This is a genomic window from Delftia sp. SD018 (assembly GCF_017355445.1).
Classification (GTDB): Bacteria; Pseudomonadota; Gammaproteobacteria; order Burkholderiales; family Burkholderiaceae_C; genus Comamonas; species Comamonas acidovorans.
In genome coordinates this window covers 119,772-146,264 of sequence record NZ_JADDRN010000003.1, presented here as the reverse complement: position 1 = coordinate 146,264, position 26,493 = coordinate 119,772, and the positions used below count along the sequence as shown (strand labels likewise).

Here is a 26,493-nt window from a genome sequence, read left to right as displayed (position 1 = left end):
TTTGTTGCATTGCAATATCTCCGTTGCTCGACATCGGGTTTTTACCTATATTTGAGCCATGAATGCATCCAAAGACTGGTTGAAGGCGTCCTGGCAGGCCGGCCGGGACATGTTGCGTGCGAGCGCAGGCCAGCCGCACCGTCCCGATGGGCGCTCCGCGTCCATGGTGCCCATTCGCTCGCTGGGCCCGTCCCACCGCGAGCGCGTGGTGGCGCATTTGCTCAAGCTCGATGAAGGCGACCGCTACCTGCGCTTCGGCTATGCCGCCAGCGACGAGCAGGTCCGCCGCTATGCCATGCAGCTCGACTTCGAGCGCGATGACATCTTCGGCATCTACAACCGCCGGCTCGAGCTGATCGCCATGGCGCACCTAGCCTTTGCCTCGCATCCCGAGCACAAGAGCTGCGCCGAATTCGGCGTCTCCGTGCTCAAGCAGGCACGTGGCCGTGGCTATGGCGGGCGCCTGTTCAACCGCGCCGTGATCCATGCACGCACCAAGGGCGTGTCCATGATGTTCATCCACGCGCTGTCGGAGAACACGGCCATGCTCAGGATTGCGCGCAAGGCCGGCGCCACCATCAAGCGCGATGGTTCCGAATCCGAGGCCTACCTGCAACTGCCGCCCGCCGGCATCGACACGCACATGGCGTCTCTGATGACCGAGCACATCGGCGAGGTGGACTACCAGTTCAAGAAGCAGGCCAAGCAGTTCTGGGATTTCCTGGCCGACGTGCAGGAAATCCGCCGTGGCGTGCAGGATGGCCGCCACCAGGCCGGCGAATAAGCGCAAAACGCCGCAAGGGAATTGGCGCAGCGCATGCAGGGGTGACGGAGCAATCCGCTATCCTTGCAGCTTGTTTCACTACCGCACGTCCTGCACTCCAAGACAGTGTCCGACCCCCATCCTGCGCGCTCTTCCGAGAAGGAAAGCAAGCGAAGCTTCCTGCAAAAGGTGGCCGAGTTCATTCACCCGGCCCCCGACTCTCCCGACGAGCTGATCGAGACCCTGGCCGACGCCGAGGACAATCAGGTCATCGGCCCCGAGTCGCGCGTCATGCTCGAACGCGTGATCCGCATGGCCGACATGACGGCCGGCGACGTCATGGTTGCAGCCCCTCGCATGGACCTGGTCAACATCGACGCGCCGTTCGATGAATTGCTGCACCAGGTCATCACCACGGCCCATTCGCGCTTCCCGGTCTACCAGGGCGAGCGCGAGAACATCATCGGCATCCTGCTGGCCAAGGACCTGCTCAAGCTGCAGCGTTCGCCGGACCTGAACATCCGCGCCCTGCTGCGCCCCGCCGCCTTCGTGCCGGAGAGCAAGGGCCTGAACGATCTGCTGCGCGAATTCCGGGGCAACCGCAACCACCTCGCCGTGGTCATCGACGAGTTCGGCCGTGTGGCGGGCCTTGTGACCATCGAGGACGTGCTGGAGGAAATCGTCGGCGAGATCGAGGACGAGTTCGACATCCCCGAGGACGAGGGCGACATCTTCGCCCTGGCCGACAACAGCTACCGCGTGGCGGGCGACACCACCATCGAGCATGTCAACGAGACCTTCGAGGTCGCCCTGCATGCCCGCGATCCCGACGATGAGTTCGACACCATCGGCGGCCTGATCGCCCACGAAATGGGCCATGTGCCCAAGCGCGGCGAGCAGATCCATCTGGCGGGCCTGGAATTCACCGTGCTGCACACCAAGGGCGGCGCCGTGCGCTGGTTCAAGGTGGTGCGCGATCCCGCCGCCGACAGCCTGCTGCGCAGCTGAGGCTGCGCCTGAACCTGCCCTTGGCTGGACCTCTCTCACCCGAGACCTACCTCTTTTTGCGCACAACCGGCCGATGCCCCTGTCCAGTTCTTCCGCTTTCTCGCAAGACGGCCGGCGCATGGGCCGGTTCGCCCAGGGCATGCTGCTGCTTGTCGCGGGTGCGGCACAGGCCCTGTCACTGGCCTGGCCCTGGGCGCGCGGGCAAGGTGACGGGCCGCTGAGCCACATCGGCGGCTATGGCCGCCCGCTGTGGTGGCTGCAGATTCTGTCGCTGGCCGTGCTGGCGCGCGCCCTGCAGACGGCGCAGCGTCCGGCCCAGGCGGCAGGGCGTGCCATGCTCTTCGCCACGGCCTGGCTGGTGGCCACCTTCTGGTGGCTGTTCATCTCCATGCATGTCTATGGCGGCCTGCCTGCGCCGCTGGCCGTTGCCGCCGTGCTGGCGCTTGCGGCGTTTCTGGGCAGCTACTACGCGGTGGCCGCCTGGGGTTGGCAAAGGCTGCGCCCTGCTGGTGCTGCGGGTGGCGCGCTGCTGTTTTCCGCCGTCTGGCTGCTGGCCGAGCTGGCGCGTGGCTGGCTGTGGACCGGCTTTCCCTGGGGTGCGGGCGGTTATGCCCATGTGGAAGGCCCCTTGTCCGTGCTGCCGCGCTGGATTGGCGTCTATGGCACGGGCGCCGTGGCGGCCTGGCTGGCATATGGGCTGGCGCATGGGCTGGCTGCCTTGCTGGACAGACAGGGTCTCCGGCCCGTCCGCCTGGTGGCCACTGCAGCGGCGCTGGTCCTGGCCTGGGGCGGGCTGTGGTGGCTTCGCGATGCCGCCATCAATGCACCGTCGGCCGAACGGCCGGCGCTGAGCGTGGCCTTGCTGCAGGGCAATATCCCGCAGGATGAGAAATTCGAGGCCGGCAGCGGCATTCCGCTGGCGCTGGGCTGGTACGGGCGCGAGTTGCGCGCGGCCACCGCGCAACTGGTCGTGGCCCCTGAGACGGCCGTTCCCCTGCTGCCCCAGCAACTGCCCGACGAATACCTGGACCTGCTGCGCGAACCGTATCTGAAGAAGGACGGCCGGCAGGCTGCGCTGCTGGGCATTCCCCTGGGGTCGGAAGAGACCGGCTACACGAACTCGGTCGTGGGCTGGCAGCCCGGCCAGATCCAGGACTACCAATACGACAAGCACCATCTGGTGCCCTTCGGGGAGTTCATCCCGCCGCTGTTCCGCTGGTTCACGCAGATGATGAACATACCGCTGGGCGACTTCAACCGCGGCGCGCTGGGCCAGCCCTCCATGGCCTGGGCCGGCGAGCGTCTGTCGCCCAACATCTGCTACGAGGATTTGTTTGGCGAGGAGCTGGGTGCGCATTTTGGCAACGCGGCGACGGCGCCGACGGTGCTGGTGAATTTCAGCAACATCGGATGGTTTGGCGACAGCGTGGCCATCGACCAGCATCTGGCCATCAGCCGCATGCGCGCGCTGGAATTCGAGCGCCCCATGCTGCGCGCCACCAACACCGGCGCCACGGTTGCCATCGACCACCGGGGTGTGGTCACGCAGGCGCTGGTGCCTTACGAGCGCGCCGTGCTGCAGGCCAGCGTGCAGGGGCGCGAGGCCTTGACGCCATTCGCGCGCTGGGTGCACGCGGCAGGTCTGGTGCCGCTGTGCCTGGCTGCCTTGGCGGTGCTGGCGGTGGCGTGGATCAGGCGCCGCAAGCGGCCGGTCCAGGGGCTGTAGCCAAGGCCCGCGACCTGGGTCGGCGTGGCTTTTGTGGCAGAGTTTTGATGCGGCCTCGGGGTTTTGTTGCAGTCTGGCAACGTTCAACCCCGATAATGCGCGGCTGCATGGTCCGCTGCGGGCCGCACCCATTCAGAGATAGAGGTGGCGTCAGTGCCGCCGTGGAGCAAGTTAGACAATGGCCGATTCTTTTTCGTATGAGCAACTGATCGCTTCGGGCGAAGGCAAGCTGTTTTCCGCAGACAGCGGACGTCTTCCCCTGCCTCCCATGTTGATGTTCGACCGCATCACGCACATCGACACCGATGGTGGCGCCCACGGCCTGGGCAAGATCGTCGCCGAACTCGACATCAAGCCTGATCTCTGGTTCTTCGATTGCCATTTCCGGGGCGATCCCGTCATGCCCGGCTGCCTGGGCCTGGACGCCATGTGGCAGTTGATCGGCTTTTACCTGACCTGGCTGCGCCTTCCCGGCCGTGGCCGCGCCCTGGGTGCCGGCGAGGTCAAGTTCACGGGCGAAGTGGGTCCTGACGTCAAGCTGGTGACCTACGAAATCAACATCAAGCGCGTGATCAAGCGCAAGCTCAACATGGCCATCGGCGATGCACGCCTTCTGGCCGATGGCAAGGAAATCTACGTGGCCAATGACCTGCGCGTGGGTCTGTTCCTGCGCGAGGGTGAAGGCCAGGGAACGGCAGCATGACCAAACGTCGCGTAGTCATCACCGGCGCGGGCATTGTCTCGTGCATCGGCAACGACCTCGATACCGTGGAGACCTCGCTGCGCGAGGGCCGCACGGGCATCAAGGCCATGCCGAAGTTCACCGAACTGGGCATGCGCAGCCAGGTGGCCGGTGTGCCGGAGATCGACGTCGAGGCACGGATCGATCGCAAGCAGCTGCGCTTCATGGGCGATGCCGCTGCCTATGCGCAGATCGCGCTGGAAGATGCCATCGCCCAGGCCGGCCTCACGCCCGAGCAGGTCAGCCATCCGCGCACGGGCCTGATCATGGGCTCGGGCGGCGGCTCGCCGGCCAACCAGATCGAGGCGGCCGACACATTGCGCGAGAAGGGCATTCGCCGCGTCGGTCCCTACCAGGTCACGCGCTGCATGAGCTCCACGGTGTCGGCCTGCCTGGCGACCAATTTCAAGGTCAAGGGCATCAACTACTCCATCACCTCGGCCTGCTCCACCTCGGCGCACTGCATCGGTGCTGCGGCACAGCAGATTGCCTGGGGCATGCAGGACGTGATGTTTGCCGGTGGTGGCGAAGAGCTGTCCTGGGGCATGGCCCTGCTGTTCGACGGCATGGGTGCCATGTCCAGCAAGCACAACGATCAGCCCGAAAAGGCTTCGCGCGCCTATGACGCCAACCGCGACGGTTTCGTGATCGCAGGCGGCGGCGGTGCCGTGGTGCTGGAAAGCCTGGAGCACGCCCAGGCCCGGGGTGCGAACATCCTGGCCGAAGTCGTGGGCTTTGGCGCCACCAGCGATGGCGAGGACATGGTCGCGCCCTCGGGCGACGGCGCCATCGCCTGCATGCAGCAGGCCCTTGAAGGCATCGAAGGCGGCGTGGACTACATCAACACCCACGGCACCTCCACGCCTGTGGGCGACATGCAGGAAGTGCGCGCCATGCGCGCGCTGTTCGGCGACCAGGTGCCGCCGTTCTCCTCCACCAAGTCGCTGACCGGCCACTCACTGGGCGCGACCGGCGTGCAGGAAGCCATCTACTGCATGATCATGATGAACAAGGGCTTCATCGCAGGCTCGGTCAATGTGGACACGCCCGATCCGGCACTGGGCGACATGCCCCTGGTCACCCGCACGCGCGATGCCCAGTTGAACACCGTGCTGTCCAACAGCTTCGGCTTCGGTGGCACGAACGCCTCGCTGGTGCTGCGCCGCTGGCAGGGCCAGTGAACACGCCCTGGTGTGTAAAAGGCGTGTCCTGAAGGAAAAAGCCCGCCTCCTGCGGGCTTTTTTACTGGCGAGCGCCGACAATGCCCAGGCCGGGCGGGAGGCTGCACCCCATGCTGCTGCCGGATCCCCGCCCCAAGAACAATGAAATTTTGCAAGGTTGAACCATGATTCTTGTCACAGGCGGCGCTGGCTTCATCGGCGCCAATTTCGTGCTGGACTGGCTGGCTGCCGGCGATGAGCCGGTGCTCAACGTGGACAAGCTCACCTACGCCGGCAACCTCAAAAGCCTGGAGAGCCTGCAAGGCGATGCGCGCCATGTCTTCGTGCAGGCCGACATTGGCGACGGCCAGACCCTGGCCCGACTGCTGGCCGAGCACAGGCCGCGCGCCGTGGTCAACTTCGCGGCCGAGAGCCATGTGGACCGCTCCATCCATGGCCCCGAGGACTTCATCCAGACCAACGTGGTCGGCACCTTCCGCCTGCTCGAAGCCGTGCGCGGCTACTGGAGCGCGCTGGATGCCGAGGCCAAGGCGGCCTTCCGCTTCCTGCATGTCTCCACTGACGAGGTCTACGGCAGCCTGGCGCCTGCGGCACCGGCCTTCACCGAAGACCACCTCTACGAGCCCAACAGCCCGTACTCGGCCAGCAAGGCCGCCAGCGACCACCTGGTGCGCGCCTGGCACCACACCTACGGCCTGCCCGTGCTGACCACCAACTGCAGCAACAACTACGGCCCGCTGCACTTCCCCGAGAAGCTGATCCCGCTGATGATCGTCAACGCCCTGGCCGGCAAGCCGCTGCCCATCTATGGCGACGGCATGCAGGTACGCGACTGGCTCTATGTGCGCGACCACTGCAGCGCCATCCGCCGCGTGCTGGAGGCGGGCAGGCTGGGCGACACCTACAACGTGGGCGGCTGGAACGAGAAGCCCAACGTCGAGATCGTGAACACGGTCTGCGCGCTGCTCGACGAGCTGCGCCCCAAGGCCGATGGCACCAGCTACAGCGCACAGATCACCTATGTGAAGGACCGGCCCGGCCATGACCGGCGCTATGCCATCGACGCGCGCAAGCTCGAGCGCGAACTGGGCTGGAAGCCTGCCGAGACCTTCGAGACCGGCATCCGCAAGACCGTGCAGTGGTACCTGGACAACCCCGAATGGGTGGCCGATGTGCAGTCCGGCGCCTACCGCGAATGGGTCAGCCGCCAGTACACCGACGGAGCCGGCGCATGAAGCTGCTGCTGCTGGGCCGCAATGGCCAGGTGGGCTGGGAGCTGCAGCGCAGCCTGGCGCCACTGGGCGAACTGATTGCGCTGGACCGCCAGGGCGACGCCGGTGGCCAGGGCCTGTGCGGCGATCTCTCGCACCTCGATGAGCTTGCACGCACCGTGCGCGCTCTGCGTCCCGATGTCATCGTCAATGCCGCAGCCCACACGGCCGTGGACACGGCCGAAAGCGAGCCTGACCAGGCGCGGCTGCTCAACGCGCTGGCACCCCAGGTGCTGGCCCGCGAGGCGGTGCAGACCGGTGCGCTGCTGGTGCACTACAGCACGGACTACGTCTTCGACGGCAGCGGCAGCGCCGCGCGCACGGAGACCGAGGCCACGGCGCCGCTGTCCGTCTATGGCAGCAGCAAGCTCGAAGGCGAGCAACTGATCCAGGCTTCGGGCTGCCGCCACCTGATCTTTCGCACCAGCTGGGTCTATGCGGCGCGCGGCGGCAACTTCGCCAAGACCATGCTGCGCCTGGCCCAGGAGCGTGAGGCGCTGAGCGTGATCGACGACCAATGGGGCGCACCGACGGGTGCGGACCTCATCGCCGACGTCACGGCCCATGCCATTCGCCAGCTGCAGCGCCAACCCGGCGACCAGGGCCTGTACCACCTGGTGGCCGGTGGCGAGACCACCTGGCACGCCTATGCCAGCCACGTGATCGCCCGCGCCCGCGAACTCGCGCCCGACCGGCCCTGGAAGGTGCAGCGCATAGCTGCCGTGCCCACCAGCGCCTTTCCCACCCCGGCGCAGCGTCCGCACAATTCCCGGCTGAACACCGACCGGTTGCAGCAGACCTTCGGCCTGCGCCTGCCGCACTGGCAGGCAGGCGTGGACCGCATGCTGCAGGAAATCATCTGAGCGTGGCTGCGCGCTTCAGCAAGAACCCCAGGATCCAGGACATGAACCAGACACGCAAAGGCATCATCCTCGCGGGCGGCTCCGGCACCCGCCTGCACCCGGCCACGCTGGCCATCAGCAAGCAACTGCTGCCGGTCTACGACAAGCCCATGATCTACTACCCGCTGAGCGCCCTCATGCTCGCGGGCATCCGCGAGATCCTCGTGATCAGCACCCCGCAGGACACGCCGCGCTTCGAGCAATTGCTGGGCGACGGCTCGCAGTGGGGCCTGAAGCTGGAGTACGCCGTCCAGCCCAGCCCGGATGGCCTGGCCCAGGCCTTTCTGATTGCCGAAGACTTTCTGGCCGGCGCCCCCAGCGCCCTGGTGCTGGGCGACAACATCTACTACGGACACGATTTCCCCCGCCTGCTCGAACGCGCTGACGCGCGCAGCGAAGGCGCCACGGTGTTTGCCTACCATGTGCAGGACCCGGAACGCTATGGCGTGGCCGAGTTCGATGCCCAGGGCCGGGTTCTTTCCCTGGAGGAAAAGCCCAAGCAGCCCAGGAGCAACTACGCGGTCACGGGCCTGTATTTCTACGACAACCAGGTCGTTGAGCTGGCCAAGTCCATCAAGCCCTCGGCGCGCGGCGAGCTGGAAATCACCGACCTCAACCGCCTGTATCTGGACAAGGGCCAGCTCAATGTGGAACTCATGGGCCGTGGCTATGCCTGGCTGGACACGGGCACGCACGACAGCCTGCTGGAGGCTGGCCAGTTCATTGCCACCCTGCAGCAGCGCCAGGGCCTGAAGGTTTCCTGCCCCGAGGAGATCGCCTTCCGCCAGGGCTGGATAGACCGTGCCCAGCTCGAGACGCTGGGCCAGGCCCTGGCCAAGAATGGCTACGGCCAGTACCTGCTGCAGATCCTCAAGGAAAAGGTGCACGCATGAAGGCAACACCCCTGGCCATCCCCGAGGTGATGCTGATCGAGCCCAAGGTGTTTGGTGACGATCGCGGCTTTTTCCTCGAAAGCTTCAACCAGCAGGCCTTCAACCAGGCCACGGGCACGGACCACCAGTTCGTGCAGGACAACCACAGTCGCAGCAAGAAAGGCGTGCTGCGCGGCCTGCACTACCAACTGCCGCCCCATGCCCAGGGCAAGCTCGTGCGCGTGGTGCGCGGCGCCGTGTTCGACGTGGCCGTGGACATCCGCAAGGGCTCGCCCACCTTCGGCCAATGGGTGGGCGCCGAACTGACGGAAGACAACCACCGCCAGCTGTGGGTGCCCCCAGGCTTTGCCCACGGCTTCATGGTGCTCAGCGACAGCGCCGACTTCCTCTACAAGGCCACGGCCTTCTACGCGCCCCAGGCCGATCGCGGCATTGCCTGGGACGACCCGGCCATCGGCGTGCAATGGCCGCAGCTCGATGTGGAGCTGTCGCTGTCTGACAAGGACCTCAGGCAGCCGCCGCTGGCGGATGCCGAGCTGGCCTGAGCCGGTTCACATCTGGTCCGGCAGCACCCCGCCCGGCACGGCTTCCTCCAGAAAGCCGGCGATCAGCCGGGCCTGGCGGCGTTCGCGCAGGCAGTACAGGTATTCGGGCAGGCGCGGCACGGGGCCGGCGAAGGGCAGGACGACGATGTCGGGGTGGGCCGAGGCTTCATGCCGGGCGAAGACGCTGATGCCCATGTCGCGGATAACGGCCTCGCGGATGGCTTCGCGGCTGGCGATTTCCATGATGTGGCGCGGTGCCAGGCCGGCGGCGGCCAGCATCTGTTCGGTGAGCTGGCGCGTCATGGAGCCGCGCTCGCGCAGGATCAGCGTGTCGTGCACCAGATCGGATGCCTGCACCATGGTGCGCTGCGCCAGCCGGTGGCTGCGGTGCACCAGCAGGGCCAGCGGGTCCTGGCCCAGCTCCACGCGCAGCAGGCGCGGATCGCTCTCCAGGTGTGACGAGGTCGCCAGGTCCACCTGGTAGTCCACCAGCGCCTGCACCATCTGGCGCGAGTTGCCGCCCACGATGGCCACTTCCACCCGCTCGAAGCGCCGCTGGTAGCGCTTGACGATGTCCAGCACGTAGTAGGGCGCCGTCGCGCCTATGCGCAGCTGGCCCTGGCTGGCATCGCCCGAATGGCGCAGCGCCGACTCCAGCTGGATGGTCTGCAGCAGCAATTGCTCGACCTGGGGCAGCAGGCGCAAGCCGGCATCGGTGATGGACAGCCGTCCGCCCTGGCGATGGAACAGCTCCACGCCGTAGTGCTCTTCCAGCGCGCGGATCTGGGTGGTCACGGTGGGCTGGCTCAGTGCGAGCTGGCGCGCGGCTTGCGTGATGCTGCCAAGACGGGCGACCCAGAAAAAGGACTTGAGCTGCGTGACGAACATGGCGGGGTTGGAGGGAGGGGAGGTCCGGCTCCATATTTCACCATGTCGCCGCAGCCTGAAGGCCTGCGGTGGCCGGGTATGTCCCGGGAAAAAACTCCTGCGCTCAAAGGCACACTTCTTGCATACCAGTTTGCGTGCCAGTTTGTGTGCCAGCTGATCATGGGTTTCGGCTGGTCTTGTGTCAGTGATTACTCGTGGTCAAGGAGCGCATCAATGGACATCCGCAACCCCTCGCCAGGTCTCTACAACGAAGACTTGGCGCCCACCAAGGACCGCCGCTGGGGCGCCTTCAGCATCTTCAACGTCTGGACTTCGGACGTGCACAGCCTCTGGGGCTACTACCTGGCGGCCAGCCTGTTTCTGCTGTGCGGCAGCTTCGTCAATTTTCTGATCGCTATCGGCATCAGCTCCCTGGTCATCTTTTTTCTGATGAACCTGGTGGGCTATGCGGGCGAGAAGACCGGCGTGCCCTACCCGGTGCTGGCGCGTGCCTCGTTCGGGGTCTGGGGGGCGAATCTGGCCGCACTGGTGCGCGCCATCGTGGCCTGCTTCTGGTACGGGGCGCAGACGGCGGCGGCCTCGGGCGCCATGGTGGCGCTGCTGGTGCGCAATGAGGCGTTGCTGTCCTTCCACCAGACCACGCACTGGCTGGGCCATTCGGGGCTGGAGGTGATCTGCTACGTGGTCATCTGGGCCTTGCAGCTGCTGATCATCCAAAGGGGCATGGAGACCGTGCGGCGATTCCAGGACTGGGCCGGGCCTGCCGTGTGGATCGCCATGCTGGTGCTGGCCATCGGCCTGTGCGTGAAGGCCGGCGGCTTCAGCTTCGACCATGGCATTCCCATGGATGTGCTGCTGGACAAGACCAAGGATGCGGGGGTGAGCGGCGCGCCGGGCAGCTTCTGGGCGCTGATGGCCGTGGGCGCGACCTGGATCACCTACTTTGCGGCGCTGTACCTGAACTTCTGCGACTTCTCGCGCTATGCGAAGAACAAGGAGGCGGTTGCCAAGGGCAACCTCTGGGGCCTGCCCGTGAATCTGATCGCGTTCTCGCTGGTGGCCGGCATCACCACGATTGCGGCCTTCAAGGTCTATGGCGAGGTGCTGCTGCATCCCGAGCAGATCTCGGCCAAGTTCGACAGCTGGGTGCTGGCCCTGCTGGCCGCCGTCACCTTTGCCGTGGCCACGCTGGGCATCAACGTGGTGGCCAACTTCGTCTCGGCGGCCTTCGATATTTCCAACGTTTTTCCCAAGCGCATCGACTTCAAGCGCGGCGGCTACATCGCCGCACTGATTGCCCTGGCTCTCTACCCCTTTGCACCATGGGAGGGCGGCGCTGCCCACTTCGTGAACGCCATCGGCGCCACCATGGGGCCGCTGCTGGGCATCATCCTGGTGGACTACTACCTGGTGGCCAAGGGCAACATCAACGTGGCCGCGCTGTATGACGAGCATGGCGAGTACCGCTACGAGGGCGGCTGGAACGTCAACGCGCTGATCGCCACCGGCATCGGCAGCGTGTTCTCCACCATCCTGCCCAACTTCACCAGCCTGCTGCCGGTCTGGTGGGGCACCTACGGCTGGTTCTTCGGCGTGCTGATCGGCGGCAGCGTGTACTGGGTGATGGCCACGCTGCGCCCGCGCCGCATTCCGGCCGCGGCCTGAGGAGGCCGCCATGTCCGAGCCACAGGATGCGCCGGCCACCGGGCCGGCCTTGATTGCCGAGCGTGTCATGCGCTCCATCGTCGAGCGCAAGCTGCGCCCTGGCGAACGCCTGGGCGAAAAGGAACTGGCCGAGGTCTTCGGCGTGAGCCGCACCATGGTGCGCGAGGCGCTGATGCAGCTGCAGGCGCGAGGCTTCGTCGAGGTGCGCTCGCGCCAGGGCTGGTACGTGGTCGAGCCCTCGTTCGAGGAAGCCCAGGAAACCTATGCCGCGCGCCGCGTGCTGGAGTCCGGCATGCTGCGCGACGCGGGCCGGCCGCTGCAGGCGGCCATACGCACGCTGCGCGAGCATGTGGCCCAGGAGCGGGGCGCCATCGCCGAGGCCGACAACGCCGGCCAGCGCAGCGTGCTGCTGGCCGACTTCCACGTCTGCCTGGCCGAGCAGATGGGCAACCGCTTTCTCACGGCCATGATGGCCGACCTGTCGGCGCGCACCACCCTGGTGTCTGCGCTGTACCAGTCGCAGACCGAGGCCCAGCACTCCAATGCCGACCACGAGGCCATCGTCGATGCGCTGGCGGCCGGCGACATGGCGCGCGCCGAGCAACTGATGCGCGAGCACATCGACGCGCTGGCCGCGCGGCTGGATCAGAACCTTGCCCACCGCGCGCGCCTGCAGGACCGGCTGCTGGATGCGCTGCAGCCCCAGGCGGCCCAGGCAACGCGCACAGGCAGGGGCAAGCCGCGCGGCTGAAGAGACGGGGTGGGCGATGGGTGGGACACCCAAATCCGCCAATACCCGCTTCGCCAAATTTCCGTTGTGTGACACGGGCGTTTCACCTGCGCTTCCTAAAGTGGGTGTCAGAGGTGGTGAACCTGCCACCTGTCCACGAACCCACAACGGAACTGCCACGCCATGCGCCACACCCTTGCCTCCCTGGGCCGCCGCCTCGCCATTGCCTCTGCGGCGCTGACCGTCGCCTCATTCGCATCCCTGGCCCACGCGGCCAAGACCGAGCTGCTGGTCTACAGCGCGCTGGAGGCCGACCAGATCAAGGCCTACAAGAGCGGCTTCGAGAAGGCCCATCCCGATATCGAACTCAAGTTCGTGCGTGACAGCACGGGCATCATCACGGCCCGCCTGTTGGCCGAAAAGGCCAATCCCCAGGCCGACGTGATCTGGGGCGTGGCCGCCACCTCGCTGATGCTGCTGGACAAGCAGGGCATGCTCCAGCCCTACGCGCCCAAGGGCCTGGACAAGGTGCGCGCCAACATGCGCGATCCGCGCGCCCAGCCGACCTGGGTGGGCATGGACCTGTGGTCCTCGGCCATCTGCTTCAACACCGTGGAGGCCGGCAAGCGCAAGCTGCCCGTGCCCGCCAGCTGGGCCGACCTGGTCAGGCCCGAGTTCAAGGGCACGATCACCATGCCCCACCCGGCCTCCAGCGGCACGGGCTACCTGATGGTCGCGGCCTGGCTGCAGATCATGGGCGAGGAAAAGGGCTGGGCCTACATGGACGGCCTGCACCAGAACATGGGCGTGTACACGCACAGCGGCTCCAAGCCCTGCCGCCAGGCGGGGGCCGGCGAGTTTCCCGTGGGCCTGAGCTTCGAGTACCGCGCCAGCAAGACCAAGAAGGACGGTGCGCCCATCGACATCGTCTTCCCGCAGGAAGGCCTGGGCTGGGACGTGGAGGCCACGGCCATCCTCAAGACCAGCAAGAAACAGGAAGCCGCCAAGGCGCTGGCCGACTGGGCCGTCACGCCAGAGGCCAACAAGCTGTATGCCGCCAACTTCGCCGTGCTGGCCCTGCCCGAGGCGCAGGAGAAGCTGGAGTTCATTCCTGCCGAACTGGAAAAGCGGTTGGCGAAAAACGATTTCAACTGGGCTGCCGATAACCGCGACCGCATCCTGGCCGAGTGGAGCCGCCGCTACGAAGCCAAGGCAGAGAAAAAGTAAGCCGGAGCCACGCCATGCTGCGCATAGACCATATCGCCAAGCGCTACCGCGAGCAGCAGGTGCTGCGCGGCATTGACCTGAACGTGGAGGCGGGCGAGTTCGTCAGCCTGCTCGGCCCTTCGGGCTGCGGCAAGACCACGCTGCTGCGCATCGTCTGCGGCATCGACATGCCTGACGAGGGCAGGGTGCTGTTCCAGGGCGATGACATCACGCGCTGGCCGGCCGCACGCCGTGGCTTTGGCGTTGTGTTCCAGAGCTATGCGCTGTTTCCCAATCTCACGGCCGCGCAGAACGTGGCCTTCGGGCTGAACGGGCAGCCTGCGGCGCAGGCGCGCGAGCGTGTGGCCGAGATGCTGTCGCTGGTGGGCCTGGGCGCGCAGGCCCAGCGCTACCCGGCCCAGCTGTCGGGCGGCCAGCAGCAGCGCGTGGCCCTGGCCCGTGCGCTGGCGCCCCGGCCGCGCCTGCTGCTGCTCGACGAGCCGCTGTCCGCGCTCGATGCCCAGGTGCGCACCGAGCTGCGCAGCGAGATCCGCCAGCTGCAGCGCCAGCTGGGCATTGCCTCCATCATGGTCACGCACGACCAGGAAGAGGCCTTGTCCATGGCCGACCGCGTGGTGCTCATGCACCAGGGCCGCATCGAGCAGCAGGGCTCGCCCGAGCAGCTCTATGCCCGGCCCGTGAGCCAGTTCGCGGCCGGCTTCGTGGGCCGCATGAACCTGCTGCCGGCCACGGCCGAATCGGCGGACCAGGTGCGCATCGGCGAGGCCAGCCTGCGCTGCGCGCTGGCCGGTTTCGAGCCTGGCGCTGCCCTGCTGGTGGGCGTGCGGCCCGAAAGCGTGGTGCTGCACCCGGCCCAGCCCACGGCATTGGCCAACCTGTTCCGCGCCCACGTGGTGGAGACCTCCTTTCTGGGATCGATGGCCCTGGTGCGCCTGTTCAGCCCCACGCTGCAATGCCAGGTTGACGCCCAGTGGCCCCTGCGCCACGACGTGGGCCTGCCCGACTGGCTGCAGGGCGAGGTGCTGATGGAGCTGCCCGCCGCCGCGCTGCAGCCGTTGGCGGCGCCCGACGTGAGGAAGGCCGCATGAGCGCGCATCCCATGGACACGGCCATTTCCGTGCCTGTGCCCGTCCCCGTGCCCGTGCCGGTGGACCGCTCCGTTCCCGCCCGCCGCAGCGCGCCTGCAGGGCCCGCGCGTCCGCGGGGGCGCAGCGCAGGCTGGGAGCGCTGGTGGCTGGGCGCGCTGGTGCTGGGCGCACTGGCCTGGCTGCTGGCCACCATCGCCCTGCCGGTCGCCAGCCTGCTGGGCAGGAGTTTCTGGGACGACACGGGCCGCTTCACGGGCCTGGCCCAGTTCATCACCTATGCGCGCATGCCGGGCGTGGCGCAATCGCTGTTCAACAGCCTGTGGCTGTCGGCCGTGAGCAGCACGGTCTGCGTGCTGCTGGCCTATGTCTACGCCTATGGCGTGGTGCGCAGCTGCATGCCGCTGGCGCGCTGGTTCCGGGGCCTGGCGCTGGTGCCGCTGCTGGCGCCTTCGTTGCTCATGGCCATCAGCCTGATCTACCTGTTCGGCAGCCAGGGCCTGCTCAAGGGCTGGCTGCAGGGGGGCTCGGCCTACGGGCCCTTCGGCATCATCGTGGGCTCGGTGCTCTGGACCTTTCCGCATGCGCTGATGATCCTGTGCACCACGCTGGCCTCGGGCGATGCGCGCTTGTACGAGGCGGCCGCCACGCTGGGCGCCAGCCGCTGGCGCAGCTTCCGCCAGGTCACGCTGCCGGCCAGCCGCTACGGGCTGATGATTTCGTGGATCGTGGTCTTCGTGCTCGTGGTGACCGACTTCGGCGTGCCCAAGGTCATTGGCGGCAACACGGCCATGCTGGCCACCGATATCTACAAGCAGGTCATAGGCCAGCAAAAGCTGTCCATGGGTGCCGTGGTGGCCATGCTGCTGCTGGTGCCTGCGGGCCTGGCCTTTGCGGCAGAGCGCCATTTGCGTGCGCGCCAGGCGGCGACCATGGGTGTGCGCTCCGTGCCGCTGGTGCCTCAGCCCCATGCGCCGCTGGACCGCGCGCTGCTGGCCTACTGCGCGCTGGTGGCGCTGGCGCTGCTGGCCGTCATGGGCACGGCCGTGCTGGCCTCCCTGGTCAGCTACTGGCCCTACAACCTCACGCTGACGTTCAAGAACTACCGCTTCGACATGATGGACGGCGGCGGCTGGGCCAGCTATGGCAACTCGCTGTCCATGGCGCTGGCCACGGCGGTGGTGGGGGCGGTGCTGAGTTTTGTGACCGCCTACCTGGTGGCCAAGCCCCAGCGCTGGGCACGCACGCGCCAGTGGCTGCATGCCGTGGCCACGCTGCCCATGGCCGTGCCGGGGCTGGCGCTGGGCCTGGGCTACATCCTGTTCTTCAATGCCCAGGGCAATCCGCTGCACTTCCTGTACGGCAGCATGGTCATCCTGGTGCTGTGTTCGGTGGCGCATTTCTTCTCGGTGGCGCACATCACGCAACTGGCCGCGCTGCAGCAGCTCGATGCCGAATACGAGCGCGTGGCCGATTCCCTGGGCGTGGCCTTCTGGACGCTGCTGTGGCGCGTGCACCTGCCGGTGTGCATGCCCGTAGTGATGCAGGTGGCCGGTTACTTCTTCGTCAACGCCATGACCACGGTGTCGGCCGTGGTGTTCCTCTACTCGCCCGAGACCACGCTGGCCTCGGTGGCCGTGCTGGCCATGGACGACGCGGGCGACACCGCGCCGGCCGCCGCCATGGCCGCGCTGATCTTTGCCACCGCTGCCACGGGCCGGCTGCTGATCGCGGCGCTGGATGCCTGGGTGCAGCGGCGCACGCAGCGCTGGCGCCAGCGCTGATTCCTTCTCTCTTCCTCCCTCCGTTTTTTTCTCATGAAGAACTACGACCTGATCGTGGTGGGGGCCGGCATTGTCGGCCTGGCCCACGCCTATGCGGCTGCGCGCCGTGGCCGCAGCGTGCTTGTCATCGAGCGCGACGCGGCCTGCATCTCCGCCTCCATCCGCAACTTCGGCTTTGTGACCGTCACGGGCCAGCAGGCCGGTGCCCACTGGCGGCGTGCCATGCGCTCGCGCGACACCTGGGCCGAGATCGCGCCGCAGGCCGGCATCGAGGTCGTGCACCGCGGCCTGTGGCTGACGGCGCGCCGGGCCAGCGCCGAGGCCGTGCTCCATGCCTTTCTGAGCACCTCCATGGGCGAGCGCTGCGAGCTGCTCACGCCGGCCCAGGCCGCCGAGCGCCATCCTGCACTGCGTACCGGGGATTTGTCCGCCGTGCTCTACAGCCCGCATGAACTGCGCGTGGAGTCGCGCACGGCCATTCCCAGGTTGGCGCAGTGGCTGGAGCAGGCCATGGGCGTGGATTTCCGCTTTGGCGAGGCCGTGCTCGACGTGGCCGCGCCCCGGGTGCGCAGCACGCGCGCCAGCTACCACGGCGAACGCGTGGTGGTCTGCAACAACGCCGACCCGGGCGGCCTGTTCGCCGGCCTGTGGGCGCCGCACCGCATCCAGCTGTGCCAGCTGCAGATGCTGCGCGTGCGGCCGCAGCCGGGCTTTCGGCTCAAGGGCTCGGTCATGGGTGATCTGAGCATGGTCAGATACGAGGGCTACAGCGCCCTGCCCGAAGCCGCCGCGCTGCGCGCTGAGCTGGAGCGGGAGGAGGGCGAGAGCCTGGCCCACGGCATCCACCTGATCGCCGTGCAAAGCGCTGATGGCAGCCTGGTGGTGGGCGATTCCCACCACTACGGCGCAGCGCCCCAGCCCTTTGCCAGCGAAGCCGTGGACCGGCTGATGCTGCGCCACATGAACGAGGCCCTCAATCTGCGCGATGCGCAGGTGGTGGAGCGCTGGGTGGGCGTCTACCCGAGTGCGCAGGACGCGCCCTGCGTGGTGCATGCGCCCGACGAGGCCACACGCGTGGTCGCTGTCACGGGCGGGTCCGGCGCCAGCACGGCGTTCGGTCTGGCCGAGGAGGTCTGGAGCGCGTGGTGAGCGGCAGCCGGCCTACTTGCCGAACATCACCCACAGCAGCGCCAGCACCATGATCGTGGCCAGCACGGCCAGCGTGATCTTGAGGGCGCTGTAGGGGCGCTCGCCCGCAATCTGGCCCGTGTAGCCGTTGGCGATGATCTGGAAGGTCTTGCTGCCGTAGGTGTAGCCCACCAGCCAGACCGGCACGAGGATGTGCTTGAAGGTGCGGCCCTGGTACTCGCGCTGCATCTGCAGGTTGCGGTAGGTGTCGCCGGGCACCTGGCGCGCGCACAGGGCGCGCAGCTGCTCGTCCATGTCCTGCACGTTGACCTGGGCGGCCTTGCCCAGGTCGATCTGGTAGCGCTCCACGGTCCAGCCGCGCACGAACTCGGGCGTGTAGGGCTTGAGGTCGGTGGTGGTGGGAAAGGGCTCCACCTGGCGCAGCAGGTTGGCGTGCACGCCCACGGTGCCGGGCACCAGCTCGTCGTCGAAGAAATGGGCGAGGCTGCCCGAGGCCGGCTCCCAGCGCACATGGCGCACCTGGCGCGTCTGCACGTTGCCGTTGCTGTCGCGGTAGGACTCGGTGGTGTAGTAGTAGAAGCCCGCCTCGGCCTGCCAGTCGGCGCTGGCGTGGGCGTCGAAGGTCCAGTAGGGCAGGTAGACGCCGTGCAGCGTGTCGGTCAGCGCGGCGGACTTCAGGCGGTTGGGCGCGAACCAGCGGCTGCCGTACCACTGGCGGATGCGGTCGCGGATCTGGCCGTCGCTGATCTTGAAGGGCAGGATGCTCTGCGGCGTGATGGCATCGCCCTGGTCCTCATGGGCGACGATGGAGGGCGAGCCGCAGAAGTCGCAGCGCTGGGCCACGGTGCGGTTCACGAAGACCGAGATGGCACGGCAGTTCTGGCACTGGACCTCGTAGCGGTCCTCCGTGCCCCAGCCCCGGCCGGACTTTGGGTTGCGCAGCGCCTCGGCCAGGTCCTGCTCGACCACATCGCGGCCCAGTTCCTCGCGCGTTTCCTCGCTCCAGGGCACCGTGGTGCCGCAGTACGGGCACTTGAGCGCCTGGGCCTGGGCATTCCATTCGAGGTTGGCGCCGCATTCGGGGCAGGGGTGCTTGCGCACCATGGCCGGCGCGGCGGCTGCGGCCTCCCAGGAACCGGAGGCGGGGGAAGTCGAGGTGCTGGAGGAACTGGAGGAAGGCGCGCTCACGGCATCGGTCCTGGAAAACGGGACGCGGCGCCAGGCAGGGCCTGGCGCCGCAAAGGGTCAAACCACGGAAATGTCAGCCGCGCAGGAAGTCATCGAGTGCGGCTTGCGCAATGCGCCACTGGCTGCCGATCTGGCGCGCCTTGAGGTTGCCGGCCTGGATCTCGGCCAGCACATCGGCCTCGCTCACACCCAGCACCTGGGCCGCCTGCGCCGGGGTCAGCACCTGCAGTCCACCGGCGGCGGGCGCTGCGGGGGCCTGGGCCGCCTGTGCGGCAGCGGGCGAGAACGGATCGGACGCCTGGCCCTGGCCGGCCGGTGCGCCACCGCCACCGCCGTTTTGCATGCTCTTCATCATCTCCTGCGCCATGCCGAAACCCATGGCCATGGTGGCGGGCAGGGTGGCTGCGGCAGCGCCTTCGCCGCCCGTGGTCATGGCCTGGCCCATCTGGTATTTGACGTAGTCGTTGAGGTTGCCGATGGCCGTCATGCTGGAGCGCTTGTCGATGGCCTGCTCCACCTCGGGCGGCACGGACACGTTCTCCAGCACGAAGCTGGTGATCTCCAGGCCGTACTTGTCCGTCATGGCCGGGTTGATCAGCGGCAGCAGCGCATCGCCCAGCTCGCCATAGCGCTGGGCCACGTCCAGCACGGGCACCTGGGCCTTGGCCAGCGACTCGGTGAACACGCTGATGATGCGCGAGCGCATGGTGTCGGCGAACTCGTCGATGCGGAAGTTCTGGTCCGTGCCCGCCACTTCCTTGAGGAACTTGGCCGGCTCGACGATGCGGAAGTCGTAGGTGCCGAAGGCGCGCAGGCGCACGGCGCCGAAGTCCTTGTCGCGCACCATCACGGGGTTGGATGTGCCCCACTTGTTGCCCGTGAACAGGCGCGTGTTGATGAAGTAGACATCGCACTTGAACGGCGAGTTGAAGCCGTACTTCCAGCCCTGGATGGTGGACAGGATGGGAATGTTCTGCGTGGTCAGCGTGTGCTTGCCGGGGCTGAACAGGTCGGCGTACTGGCCGGCCGAGACGAACTGCACCTGCTGCGACTCGCGCACGATGAGCTGTGCGCCGTTCTTGATTTCCTTGTCGTCGTCGGGCCAGCGGTAGGAGAGCGTGTCGCGCGAGTCATCGGTCCACTCGATGATCTCTATCAGTTGCTTGGTGATGATGTTCATCAGGTTCATGGCAGGCTCCGGGGCGGTGGTGGTCCACGACAAAAAAGGTCAGTGGGCCATTCTAGGGGGCGTGCATGGCGGCGTGGCGAACGGTCACCGGCCGCTGCCCTGGTGAATTGTCAAAAAATGATCCGGATGCGTCGTGCAAGGCGGGCTTTCGGGTCTTCGCGCGCCACGGCCTTTGCCGGCATGTGTCGCCTGCTCCGTTTTTTGATGCAGATCGCCCTGTGGAGCGTCTGCCGTGGGGCCGCAGGCCCGCGCCACGGCGCAGGGCCGGGCGGCGCCTTAAAATCGTCGTTTGCGCGGCGCGAGCCGCCTCTCATTCACCGGCGCGGCCCCGGCCTGCGTGCGACGCCTGAAACAAGTCATGCTCACTTTCCAACAAATCATCCTCAAGCTGCAGTCCTACTGGGCCGACCAGGGCTGCGCGCTGCTCCAGCCCTATGACATGGAAGTGGGCGCGGGCACCTCGCACACCGCCACCTTCCTGCGCGCCCTGGGCCCCGAGCCCTGGAAGGCCGCCTACGTGCAGCCCAGCCGCCGCCCCAAGGACGGCCGCTATGGCGACAACCCCAACCGCCTGCAGCACTACTACCAGTTCCAGGTGGTGCTCAAGCCCGCGCCCGACAACATCCTGGAGCTGTACCTGGGCTCGCTCGAAGCCCTGGGCTTCGACCTGAAGAAGAACGACATCCGCTTCGTCGAGGACGACTGGGAGAACCCCACGCTGGGCGCCTGGGGCCTGGGCTGGGAAGTCTGGCTCAACGGCATGGAGGTGACGCAGTTCACCTACTTCCAGCAGGTCGGCGGCATCGACTGCAAGCCCGCCACGGGCGAGATCACCTACGGCCTGGAGCGCCTGGCCATGTACCTGCAGGGCGTGGACAACGTCTACAACCTGACCTGGACCGACGGCCTGAGCTACGGCGACGTCTACCACCAAAACGAGGTGGAGCAGTCCACCTACAACTTCGAGCATTCGGACGCCGACTTCCTGTTCACCGCCTTCGGCGCCTACGAAAAGCAGGCCAACCACCTGATCGGCGAACAGCTGGCGCTGCCGGCCTACGAGCAGGTGCTCAAGGCCGCCCACACCTTCAACCTGCTCGATGCGCGCGGCGCCATCAGCGTGACGGAGCGTGCCGCCTACATCGGACGCATCCGCAACCTGGCCCGCGCCGTGGCCAAGGCCTATATGGACAGCCGTGCGCGCCTGGGCTTCCCCATGGCGCCCAAGGCCCATGCCGACGAAGTGCTGGCCGAGCTGGCCAAGGCCGCCGAACAACAGGGCAAGAAGGCCGCCTGAGGCGGACACCGCTGCACCGAGAGAACACCAGACCATGAACGCATCGAATCTTCTTGTTGAACTGTTTGTCGAAGAGCTGCCCCCGAAGGCGCTGCAAAAGCTGGGCGACGCCTTTGCCGGCGTGCTGTTCGAGCAGCTCAAGGCCCAGGGCCTGCTGGCCTCCAGCGAAGCGCGCCTGACGGCCTATGCCTCGCCGCGCCGCCTGGCCGCCCACATCACCGAAGTCCTGCCCCAGGCCGAGGACAAGGCCGTGTCGCAAAAGCTCATGCCCGTCTCCGTGGGCCTGGACGCCGACGGCAAGCCCACGCCCGCCCTGATCAAGAAGCTGGCCGCCCTGGGCGCCGGCGAAGAAGCCGTTGCCGGCCTGACCCGCCAGGGCGAAGGCAAGGCCGAAGCCCTGTTCCACGCCTCCACCGTGCGCGGCGTGATGTTGGCCGACGGCGTGCAAAAGGCGCTGGACGAAGCCATTGCCAAGCTGCCCATCCCCAAGGTCATGCGCTACCAGCTGGCCGACGGCTGGAGCAGTGTCCATTTCGTGCGCCCGGCCCACGGCCTGGTGGTGCTGCACGGCACCGAGGTGCTGATCGGCGTCAAGGCCCTGGGCCTGACGGCCGGCACGGCCACGCATGGCCACCGCTTCGAGGCGGCGGTCGATCCCGTGGTCATCCGCTCCGCCGATGACTACGCCGCGCAGCTGCGCGAGGAGGGCGCCGTCATCGCCAGCTTCGCCGAGCGCCGTGCCGAGATCGCGCGCCAGCTGCAGGCCGCTGCCGAGCGCGTGGGCGGCGGTGTCCGTCCCATCGAGGACGAGGCCCTGCTGGACGAAGTCACGGCGCTGGTCGAGCGCCCCAATGTGCTGGTCTGCGAGTTCGAGAAGGAATTCCTCGACGTGCCGCAGGAATGCCTGATCCTCACCATGAAGGCCAACCAGAAGTACTTCCCGCTGCTGGACGCCGCCGGCAAGCTGACCCACCAGTTCCTGGTGGTCAGCAACATCAGCCCCCAGGATGCCAGCGCCGTCATCGGCGGCAACGAACGCGTGGTGCGCCCGCGCCTGGCCGACGCCAAGTTCTTCTTCGACCAGGACCGCAAGAAGACCCTGGCCTCGCGCGTGGACGGGCTGGGCAAGGTGGTCTACCACAACAAGCTCGGCACCCAGGGCGAGCGCGTGGAGCGCGTGCGCTCCATCGCCAAGAGCATTGCGCGCCAGCTGGGCGACACGGGCCTGGCCCAGCAGGCCGATCTGGCCGCGCAACTGGCCAAGACCGACCTCGTGACCGACATGGTGGGCGAGTTCCCCGAGCTGCAGGGCACCATGGGCCGTTACTACGCGCTCAACGACGGCCTGGACGTGGCCGTGGCCGATGCCATCGAGGACCACTACAAGCCCCGCTTTGCGGGCGACGAACTGCCGCGCGGCAACGCCGGCGTGGTCGTGGCCCTGGCCGACAAGCTGGAAACCCTGGTCGGCATGTTCGGCATCGGCAACCTGCCCACGGGCGACCGCGACCCGTTCGCGCTGCGCCGCCATGCGCTGGGCGTGATCCGCATGCTGGTCGAGAAGGACCTGGCGCTGGATCTGGAAACCCTGCTGGTCAGCGTGCTGCCTGCCTTCGGCGACAAGATCGAGGACGCCACGCCCCAGCTGGCCGACTTCATCTACGACCGCCTGGCCGGCAACCTGCGCGAGCAGGGCTTCTCGGCCCAGGAAGTGGACTCCGTGCTGGCCCTGCGCCCGCAGCGCCTGTCCGACGTGCAAAAGCGCCTGGAAGCCGTGCGCGCCTTCGGCGAGCTGCCCGAGGCACCGGCCCTGGCCGCCGCCAACAAGCGCGTGGGCAACATCCTCAAGAAGGCCGACCAGGCCGTGCAGGCCCAGGTCAATGCCGCCGTGCTGGCCGAGGTGGCAGAGAAGGACCTGTACGCGGCCCTGCAATCGGTGGCGCCCAAGGCACAGCAGCAGTTTGCTGCCGGCGACTACACGGCCAGCCTGCAGACCCTGGCCGCGCTGCGCGCCCCGGTCGATGCCTTCTTCGAGCATGTGATGGTCAACGCCGAAGACCCGGCGCTCAAGGCCAACCGCCTGGGCCTGCTGGCCACGTTGCACGAAGCCATGAACCGCGTGGCGGACCTTTCGCGACTGGCGTAAATGGAGCACCCCCTGAGGCGCTTCGCGCCTTCCCCCTCTCTACTTGCTTCGCAAGGGAGGGGGACGACACCCTCGGTGCGGGGCGGCCCTTCCTCGGTGTCCCTCGTCTTGGGACGCGCGCAATTGAGTTCTGACATTCTTGGGACCCGACCATGAAAATTGCGATCCTGGACCGTGACGGAACCCTCAACCAGATCGGTGAGGAGGGCTTCATCGGCTCTGCCGAGGCCTGGAAGGCCCAGCGCGGGGCGCTGGAAGCCGTGGCGCGCCTGAACCGGGCGGGCTGGCATGTGGTGGTCGCCACCAACCAGCCGGGCCTGGGCCGGGGCCTGTTCGACGTGACCGAGCTCAATGCCGTGCACGCGCGCATGCACCGCGAAATGGCGGCGGCAGGCGCGCGCGTCGATGCGGTTTTCTACTGCCCCCATGCCCCGGACGAGGAATGCCATTGCCGCAAGCCCGGCACGGCGCTGTTCGAGCAGATTGCCGAGCGCTTCGGCGTCGAGGGGCATCAGCTGTGGGTGGTCGGCTCCTGCGTGGCCCACCTGCAGGCCGGCGCCGCCATGGGCGCGCGCCTGCACCTGGTCTGCACGGGCGCCAGCGCCGGAGTGTCTCTGGACGGGGCGCTGCCGCCTGGACTGCCGCCCGGCACCCAGCGCCATGCCAGCCTGGCCGCGCTGGCCGATGCGCTGGTTCCGGCAGATGCCGCACCCGCTCCCTGAACGCCTGAACGCCCGAATGGCGCTTTGCCCATGCGCCGCCGGCCTGCCGTCCTGCGCACAATGCTATCTTTGTGAATTCCGATTCCTGAGGGCGCAAGGCCCGGGCCTGCCGCCCGGCCCCTGCGCCGCTTTCTGCACCACACTGCCGCCATGTCCCTGATCCGCTCCACCCTCCACATGCTCTGGATGGGCATCACCGTGATCCCCTACACCCTGGCCGTGCTGCTCACGCGCTGGCTGGGCGGCGGGCCGCGCCGCGTCTATGCCGTGGCGCGCGCCTGGCTCAAGCTGTCGGTGGACAGCGCCCGCGTCATCATGGGCGTGCGCCACCGCGTGCAGGGCATGGAGAACCTGCCCACCGACCCCAAGCAGGGCGTGGTGCTGCTGGTCAAGCACCAGTCCACCTACGAGACCTTCCTCATGCCGGCGATCATGCCGCGCCCGCTGGCCTATGTGTTCAAGAAGGAGCTGCTCATGGTGCCCTTCTTCGGCTGGTCCATCGGCAGCATGGACATGATCCACATTGACCGCAAGCACGGTTCGCGCGCCTTCCACAAGGTGGTCGAGCAGGGCAAGCGCCTGTTGGGCCAGGGCACCTGGGTGATCATGTTTCCCGAAGGCACGCGCATCCCGCGCGGCCAAAGGGGCGAGTACAAGACCGGCGCCACGCGCCTGGCCATCATGACCGGCGTGCCCGTCGTGCCCGTGGCCGTCACCTCGGCCAAGTGCTGGCCGCGCAAGGCCTTCATCAAGACGCCGGGCGTGGTCGATGTCTCCATCGGCAAGCCCATTCCTTCCGTGGGCCGCAAGCACGAGGAGCTGATGGTGGAAGTCGAAAACTGGATCGAGGCCGAAATGCAGCGCCTCGACCCCGAGGCCTACCGCGCCTGAGGCGCCGGAGAGCGGCATGGCGGACCCGGCACAGCGCAGTTGGGATTGGCTGCTGCCACCTGCCGTGCAAACGCAGGACGGCGGGCTGAAGCCGCGCCGTGACAGGGCCGCTCCCCCCGCCCAGCCTTCGTCCGCGCCTCTTCCTCCTTCTCCTCCTTCTCCTACATCTCTCCCATCTCCATCCACCATCCCCGAGCCCAGTGCCCGCATCCACCCGGACGCCAACCAGCAGGCGGTCCTCCAGGGGCAGGTGCTGCATTACCGGTTGCAGCGCTCGCGCCGGCGCACCATAGGCTTCACCATCGGCGCGCAGGGGCTGGTGGTCAGCGCGCCTGCCTGGGTCAACATGGCTGCCATCGCGCAGGCGCTGGAGGCGAAATCGGGCTGGATACTGCGCAAGCTGCATGAGGCCGGCCAGCGCCAGCAAGCCCAGCATGCGGCACGCATCCGCTGGGAGCACGGCGCAGAGATCGGCTATCTGGGCCGCCCCTTGCAGCTGTGCCTGACCGGCGGCGAAACCCAGCCGCTGCGCACGCGCCAGGTACACCGTGAACAGGCGGCCGATGGCAGCCAGTCCCTGCACCTGCCGCTGGCGCCCGGGGCATCGGCCGCCGAGGTGCGCGCCTGCGTGCAGGCCTGGATGCTGCGCGAGGCGCGCTCCTGGTTCACGGCCAGCCTGCAGCGCCACGCGCCGCTCCTGGGCGTGCAGTGGACCAGCCTGAGACTGACCAGCGCAAGCACGCGCTGGGGCAGTGCCAACTCGGCGGGCGCCATCCGGCTGAACTGGCGGCTCATGCAGCACGCGCCCGAGGTCATCGACTACGTGGTCGTGCACGAGCTGTCCCACCTGCGGTACATGGACCACAGCCCGCGCTTCTGGGCCACGGTGGCCAGCGTGATGCCGGGCTGGGAGGCGCAGCGCCAGGTGCTGCGCGACAGGCTGCTGCCGCCCTGGGAATAGGCGATCCGGGCACCGGCGAGCCGGCGCCAGTCGGGCTGGACGGTTATTCTTGCCGGGCACACAACCGCGTCCTATCAAGAAAGCCAATCCATGTCCGCAAGCGCTCCCGTTCCCGCAGCCATTCCGCTGACCGTCCAGCCCGCACAGGGCTATGCAGGCGACATTCCTCCCGAACTTGCCTGGCAATGGCAGCAATCCGGCGAAGCCGTGCTCGTCGATGTGCGCACCGATGCCGAGCGCGACTGGGTGGGCCGCGTACCGGGTGCCGTGGCCGTGGCCTGGAAGCAGTGGCCGTCCATGGCGATGAACCCCGATTTCGACAGCCAGCTGCGCGCCGCCGTGCCTGAAGGAGGCAAGGTGGTCCTGCTGTGCCGTAGCGGCGTGCGCTCGGTGGCCGCTGCCCAGCGCGCGGCCCAGCTGGGCATCGAGGCCTACAACATCCTCGAAGGTTTCGAGGGCGATGTGGACGCCAACGGCCAGCGCGGCCATGTCGGCGGCTGGCGCCTGCGCGGCCTGCCCTGGCGCCAGTAAGCCGGGGCC

The 26,493-nt window shown here is 67.6% G+C and carries 24 protein-coding genes; 21 read left to right on the top strand and 3 right to left on the bottom strand.

Annotation, left to right across the window (positions count from 1 at the left end):
* The first annotated feature begins 58 nt into the window (after positions 1–58).
* From INR38_RS05570 to rfbC, 9 genes are all read left to right on the top strand, one after another.
* Positions 59–784: a GNAT family N-acetyltransferase gene (locus INR38_RS05570; RefSeq protein ID WP_013804260.1), complete on the top strand. Its 726-nt coding sequence runs from the start codon at positions 59–61 to the stop codon at positions 782–784.
* Positions 785–889: 105 nt separating this feature from the next.
* Positions 890–1,771, top strand: coding sequence for a transporter associated domain-containing protein (locus INR38_RS05565; protein ID WP_013804259.1), 882 nt, complete (start codon positions 890–892; stop codon positions 1,769–1,771).
* A gap of 73 nt (positions 1,772–1,844) precedes the next feature.
* Positions 1,845–3,497 (top strand): apolipoprotein N-acyltransferase, encoded by a 1,653-nt coding sequence (gene lnt, locus INR38_RS05560; protein ID WP_207444369.1) that lies wholly within the window; start codon positions 1,845–1,847, stop codon positions 3,495–3,497.
* A gap of 178 nt (positions 3,498–3,675) precedes the next feature.
* On the top strand, positions 3,676–4,200 hold the full coding sequence (gene fabA / locus INR38_RS05555; RefSeq protein ID WP_012203203.1) for a bifunctional 3-hydroxydecanoyl-ACP dehydratase/trans-2-decenoyl-ACP isomerase: 525 nt from the start codon (positions 3,676–3,678) through the stop codon (positions 4,198–4,200).
* Positions 4,197–5,420: a beta-ketoacyl-ACP synthase I gene (gene fabB, locus INR38_RS05550; RefSeq protein ID WP_088166011.1), complete on the top strand. Its 1,224-nt coding sequence runs from the start codon at positions 4,197–4,199 to the stop codon at positions 5,418–5,420. Before fabA ends, fabB begins: the two co-directional genes overlap by 4 nt.
* Before the next feature lie 164 nt (positions 5,421–5,584).
* Positions 5,585–6,655, top strand: coding sequence for a dTDP-glucose 4,6-dehydratase (gene rfbB / locus INR38_RS05545; protein WP_012203205.1), 1,071 nt, complete (start codon positions 5,585–5,587; stop codon positions 6,653–6,655).
* Positions 6,652–7,554, top strand: coding sequence for a dTDP-4-dehydrorhamnose reductase (gene rfbD, locus INR38_RS05540; protein WP_207444370.1), 903 nt, complete (start codon positions 6,652–6,654; stop codon positions 7,552–7,554). The genes rfbB and rfbD overlap by 4 nt, the downstream gene beginning before the upstream one ends.
* 41 nt (positions 7,555–7,595) lie before the next feature.
* Positions 7,596–8,486 (top strand): glucose-1-phosphate thymidylyltransferase RfbA, encoded by an 891-nt coding sequence (gene rfbA / locus INR38_RS05535; RefSeq protein ID WP_012203207.1) that lies wholly within the window; start codon positions 7,596–7,598, stop codon positions 8,484–8,486.
* On the top strand, positions 8,483–9,031 hold the full coding sequence (rfbC, locus tag INR38_RS05530) for a dTDP-4-dehydrorhamnose 3,5-epimerase (RefSeq protein ID WP_207444371.1): 549 nt from the start codon (positions 8,483–8,485) through the stop codon (positions 9,029–9,031). The genes rfbA and rfbC overlap by 4 nt, the downstream gene beginning before the upstream one ends.
* A gap of 6 nt (positions 9,032–9,037) precedes the next feature.
* On the opposite strand, the gene INR38_RS05525 is transcribed toward rfbC, so the two are convergent.
* On the bottom strand, positions 9,038–9,919 hold the full coding sequence (locus INR38_RS05525) for a LysR substrate-binding domain-containing protein (RefSeq protein ID WP_034398134.1): 882 nt from the start codon (positions 9,917–9,919) through the stop codon (positions 9,038–9,040).
* Between the two features lie 213 nt (positions 9,920–10,132).
* Between INR38_RS05525 and INR38_RS05520 the strand changes: the two genes are divergently transcribed.
* The 6 genes from INR38_RS05520 to INR38_RS05495 all read left to right on the top strand — a co-directional run bounded on the left by INR38_RS05520 (position 10,133) and on the right by INR38_RS05495 (position 17,559).
* Positions 10,133–11,584, top strand: coding sequence for an NCS1 family nucleobase:cation symporter-1 (locus INR38_RS05520; RefSeq protein WP_016446485.1), 1,452 nt, complete (start codon positions 10,133–10,135; stop codon positions 11,582–11,584).
* 10 nt (positions 11,585–11,594) lie between these two features.
* Positions 11,595–12,335, top strand: a complete 741-nt coding sequence (locus INR38_RS05515; protein ID WP_013804251.1) for a GntR family transcriptional regulator — start codon at positions 11,595–11,597, stop codon at positions 12,333–12,335.
* Positions 12,336–12,497: 162 nt separating this feature from the next.
* On the top strand, positions 12,498–13,541 hold the full coding sequence (locus INR38_RS05510) for a putative 2-aminoethylphosphonate ABC transporter substrate-binding protein (RefSeq protein ID WP_207444372.1): 1,044 nt from the start codon (positions 12,498–12,500) through the stop codon (positions 13,539–13,541).
* A 14-nt stretch (positions 13,542–13,555) separates the two neighbouring features.
* Positions 13,556–14,629 (top strand): ATP-binding cassette domain-containing protein, encoded by a 1,074-nt coding sequence (locus tag INR38_RS05505; protein ID WP_207444373.1) that lies wholly within the window; start codon positions 13,556–13,558, stop codon positions 14,627–14,629.
* Entirely contained in the window at positions 14,626–16,410 is a 1,785-nt protein-coding gene (locus tag INR38_RS05500; protein WP_207444374.1) for a putative 2-aminoethylphosphonate ABC transporter permease subunit, read from the top strand. The genes INR38_RS05505 and INR38_RS05500 overlap by 4 nt, the downstream gene beginning before the upstream one ends.
* A gap of 33 nt (positions 16,411–16,443) precedes the next feature.
* Positions 16,444–17,559: a TIGR03364 family FAD-dependent oxidoreductase gene (locus tag INR38_RS05495; RefSeq protein ID WP_207444375.1), complete on the top strand. Its 1,116-nt coding sequence runs from the start codon at positions 16,444–16,446 to the stop codon at positions 17,557–17,559.
* 12 nt (positions 17,560–17,571) lie between these two features.
* On the opposite strand, the gene INR38_RS05490 is transcribed toward INR38_RS05495, so the two are convergent.
* Positions 17,572–18,747, bottom strand: coding sequence for a zinc ribbon domain-containing protein (locus tag INR38_RS05490; protein ID WP_013804246.1), 1,176 nt, complete (start codon positions 18,745–18,747; stop codon positions 17,572–17,574).
* Between the two features lie 73 nt (positions 18,748–18,820).
* Positions 18,821–19,936 carry an SPFH and helix-turn-helix domain-containing protein gene (locus tag INR38_RS05485; protein ID WP_096916848.1) on the bottom strand — a complete coding sequence of 372 codons (1,116 nt, stop codon included), beginning with the start codon at positions 19,934–19,936 and terminating at the stop codon, positions 18,821–18,823.
* Between the two features lie 358 nt (positions 19,937–20,294).
* Here INR38_RS05485 and glyQ point away from each other — a divergent pair, with 358 nt between their 5' ends.
* The 6 genes from glyQ (at position 20,295) to INR38_RS05455 (ending at position 26,484) form a co-directional block, all read left to right on the top strand.
* Positions 20,295–21,233, top strand: coding sequence for a glycine--tRNA ligase subunit alpha (glyQ, locus tag INR38_RS05480; RefSeq protein WP_012203218.1), 939 nt, complete (start codon positions 20,295–20,297; stop codon positions 21,231–21,233).
* A gap of 34 nt (positions 21,234–21,267) precedes the next feature.
* Positions 21,268–23,379 (top strand): glycine--tRNA ligase subunit beta, encoded by a 2,112-nt coding sequence (glyS, locus tag INR38_RS05475; protein ID WP_207444376.1) that lies wholly within the window; start codon positions 21,268–21,270, stop codon positions 23,377–23,379.
* A 152-nt stretch (positions 23,380–23,531) separates the two neighbouring features.
* Entirely contained in the window at positions 23,532–24,101 is a 570-nt protein-coding gene (locus INR38_RS05470) for an HAD-IIIA family hydrolase (protein WP_013804243.1), read from the top strand.
* A 150-nt stretch (positions 24,102–24,251) separates the two neighbouring features.
* On the top strand, positions 24,252–24,992 hold the full coding sequence (locus INR38_RS05465; protein WP_013804242.1) for a lysophospholipid acyltransferase family protein: 741 nt from the start codon (positions 24,252–24,254) through the stop codon (positions 24,990–24,992).
* 16 nt (positions 24,993–25,008) lie between these two features.
* Positions 25,009–25,953 carry a SprT family zinc-dependent metalloprotease gene (locus INR38_RS05460; RefSeq protein WP_207444377.1) on the top strand — a complete coding sequence of 315 codons (945 nt, stop codon included), beginning with the start codon at positions 25,009–25,011 and terminating at the stop codon, positions 25,951–25,953.
* Positions 25,954–26,043: 90 nt separating this feature from the next.
* Complete coding sequence (locus INR38_RS05455; RefSeq protein WP_043819854.1) at positions 26,044–26,484, top strand: rhodanese-like domain-containing protein; 441 nt, start codon at positions 26,044–26,046, stop codon at positions 26,482–26,484.
* Positions 26,485–26,493: the final 9 nt, after the last annotated feature.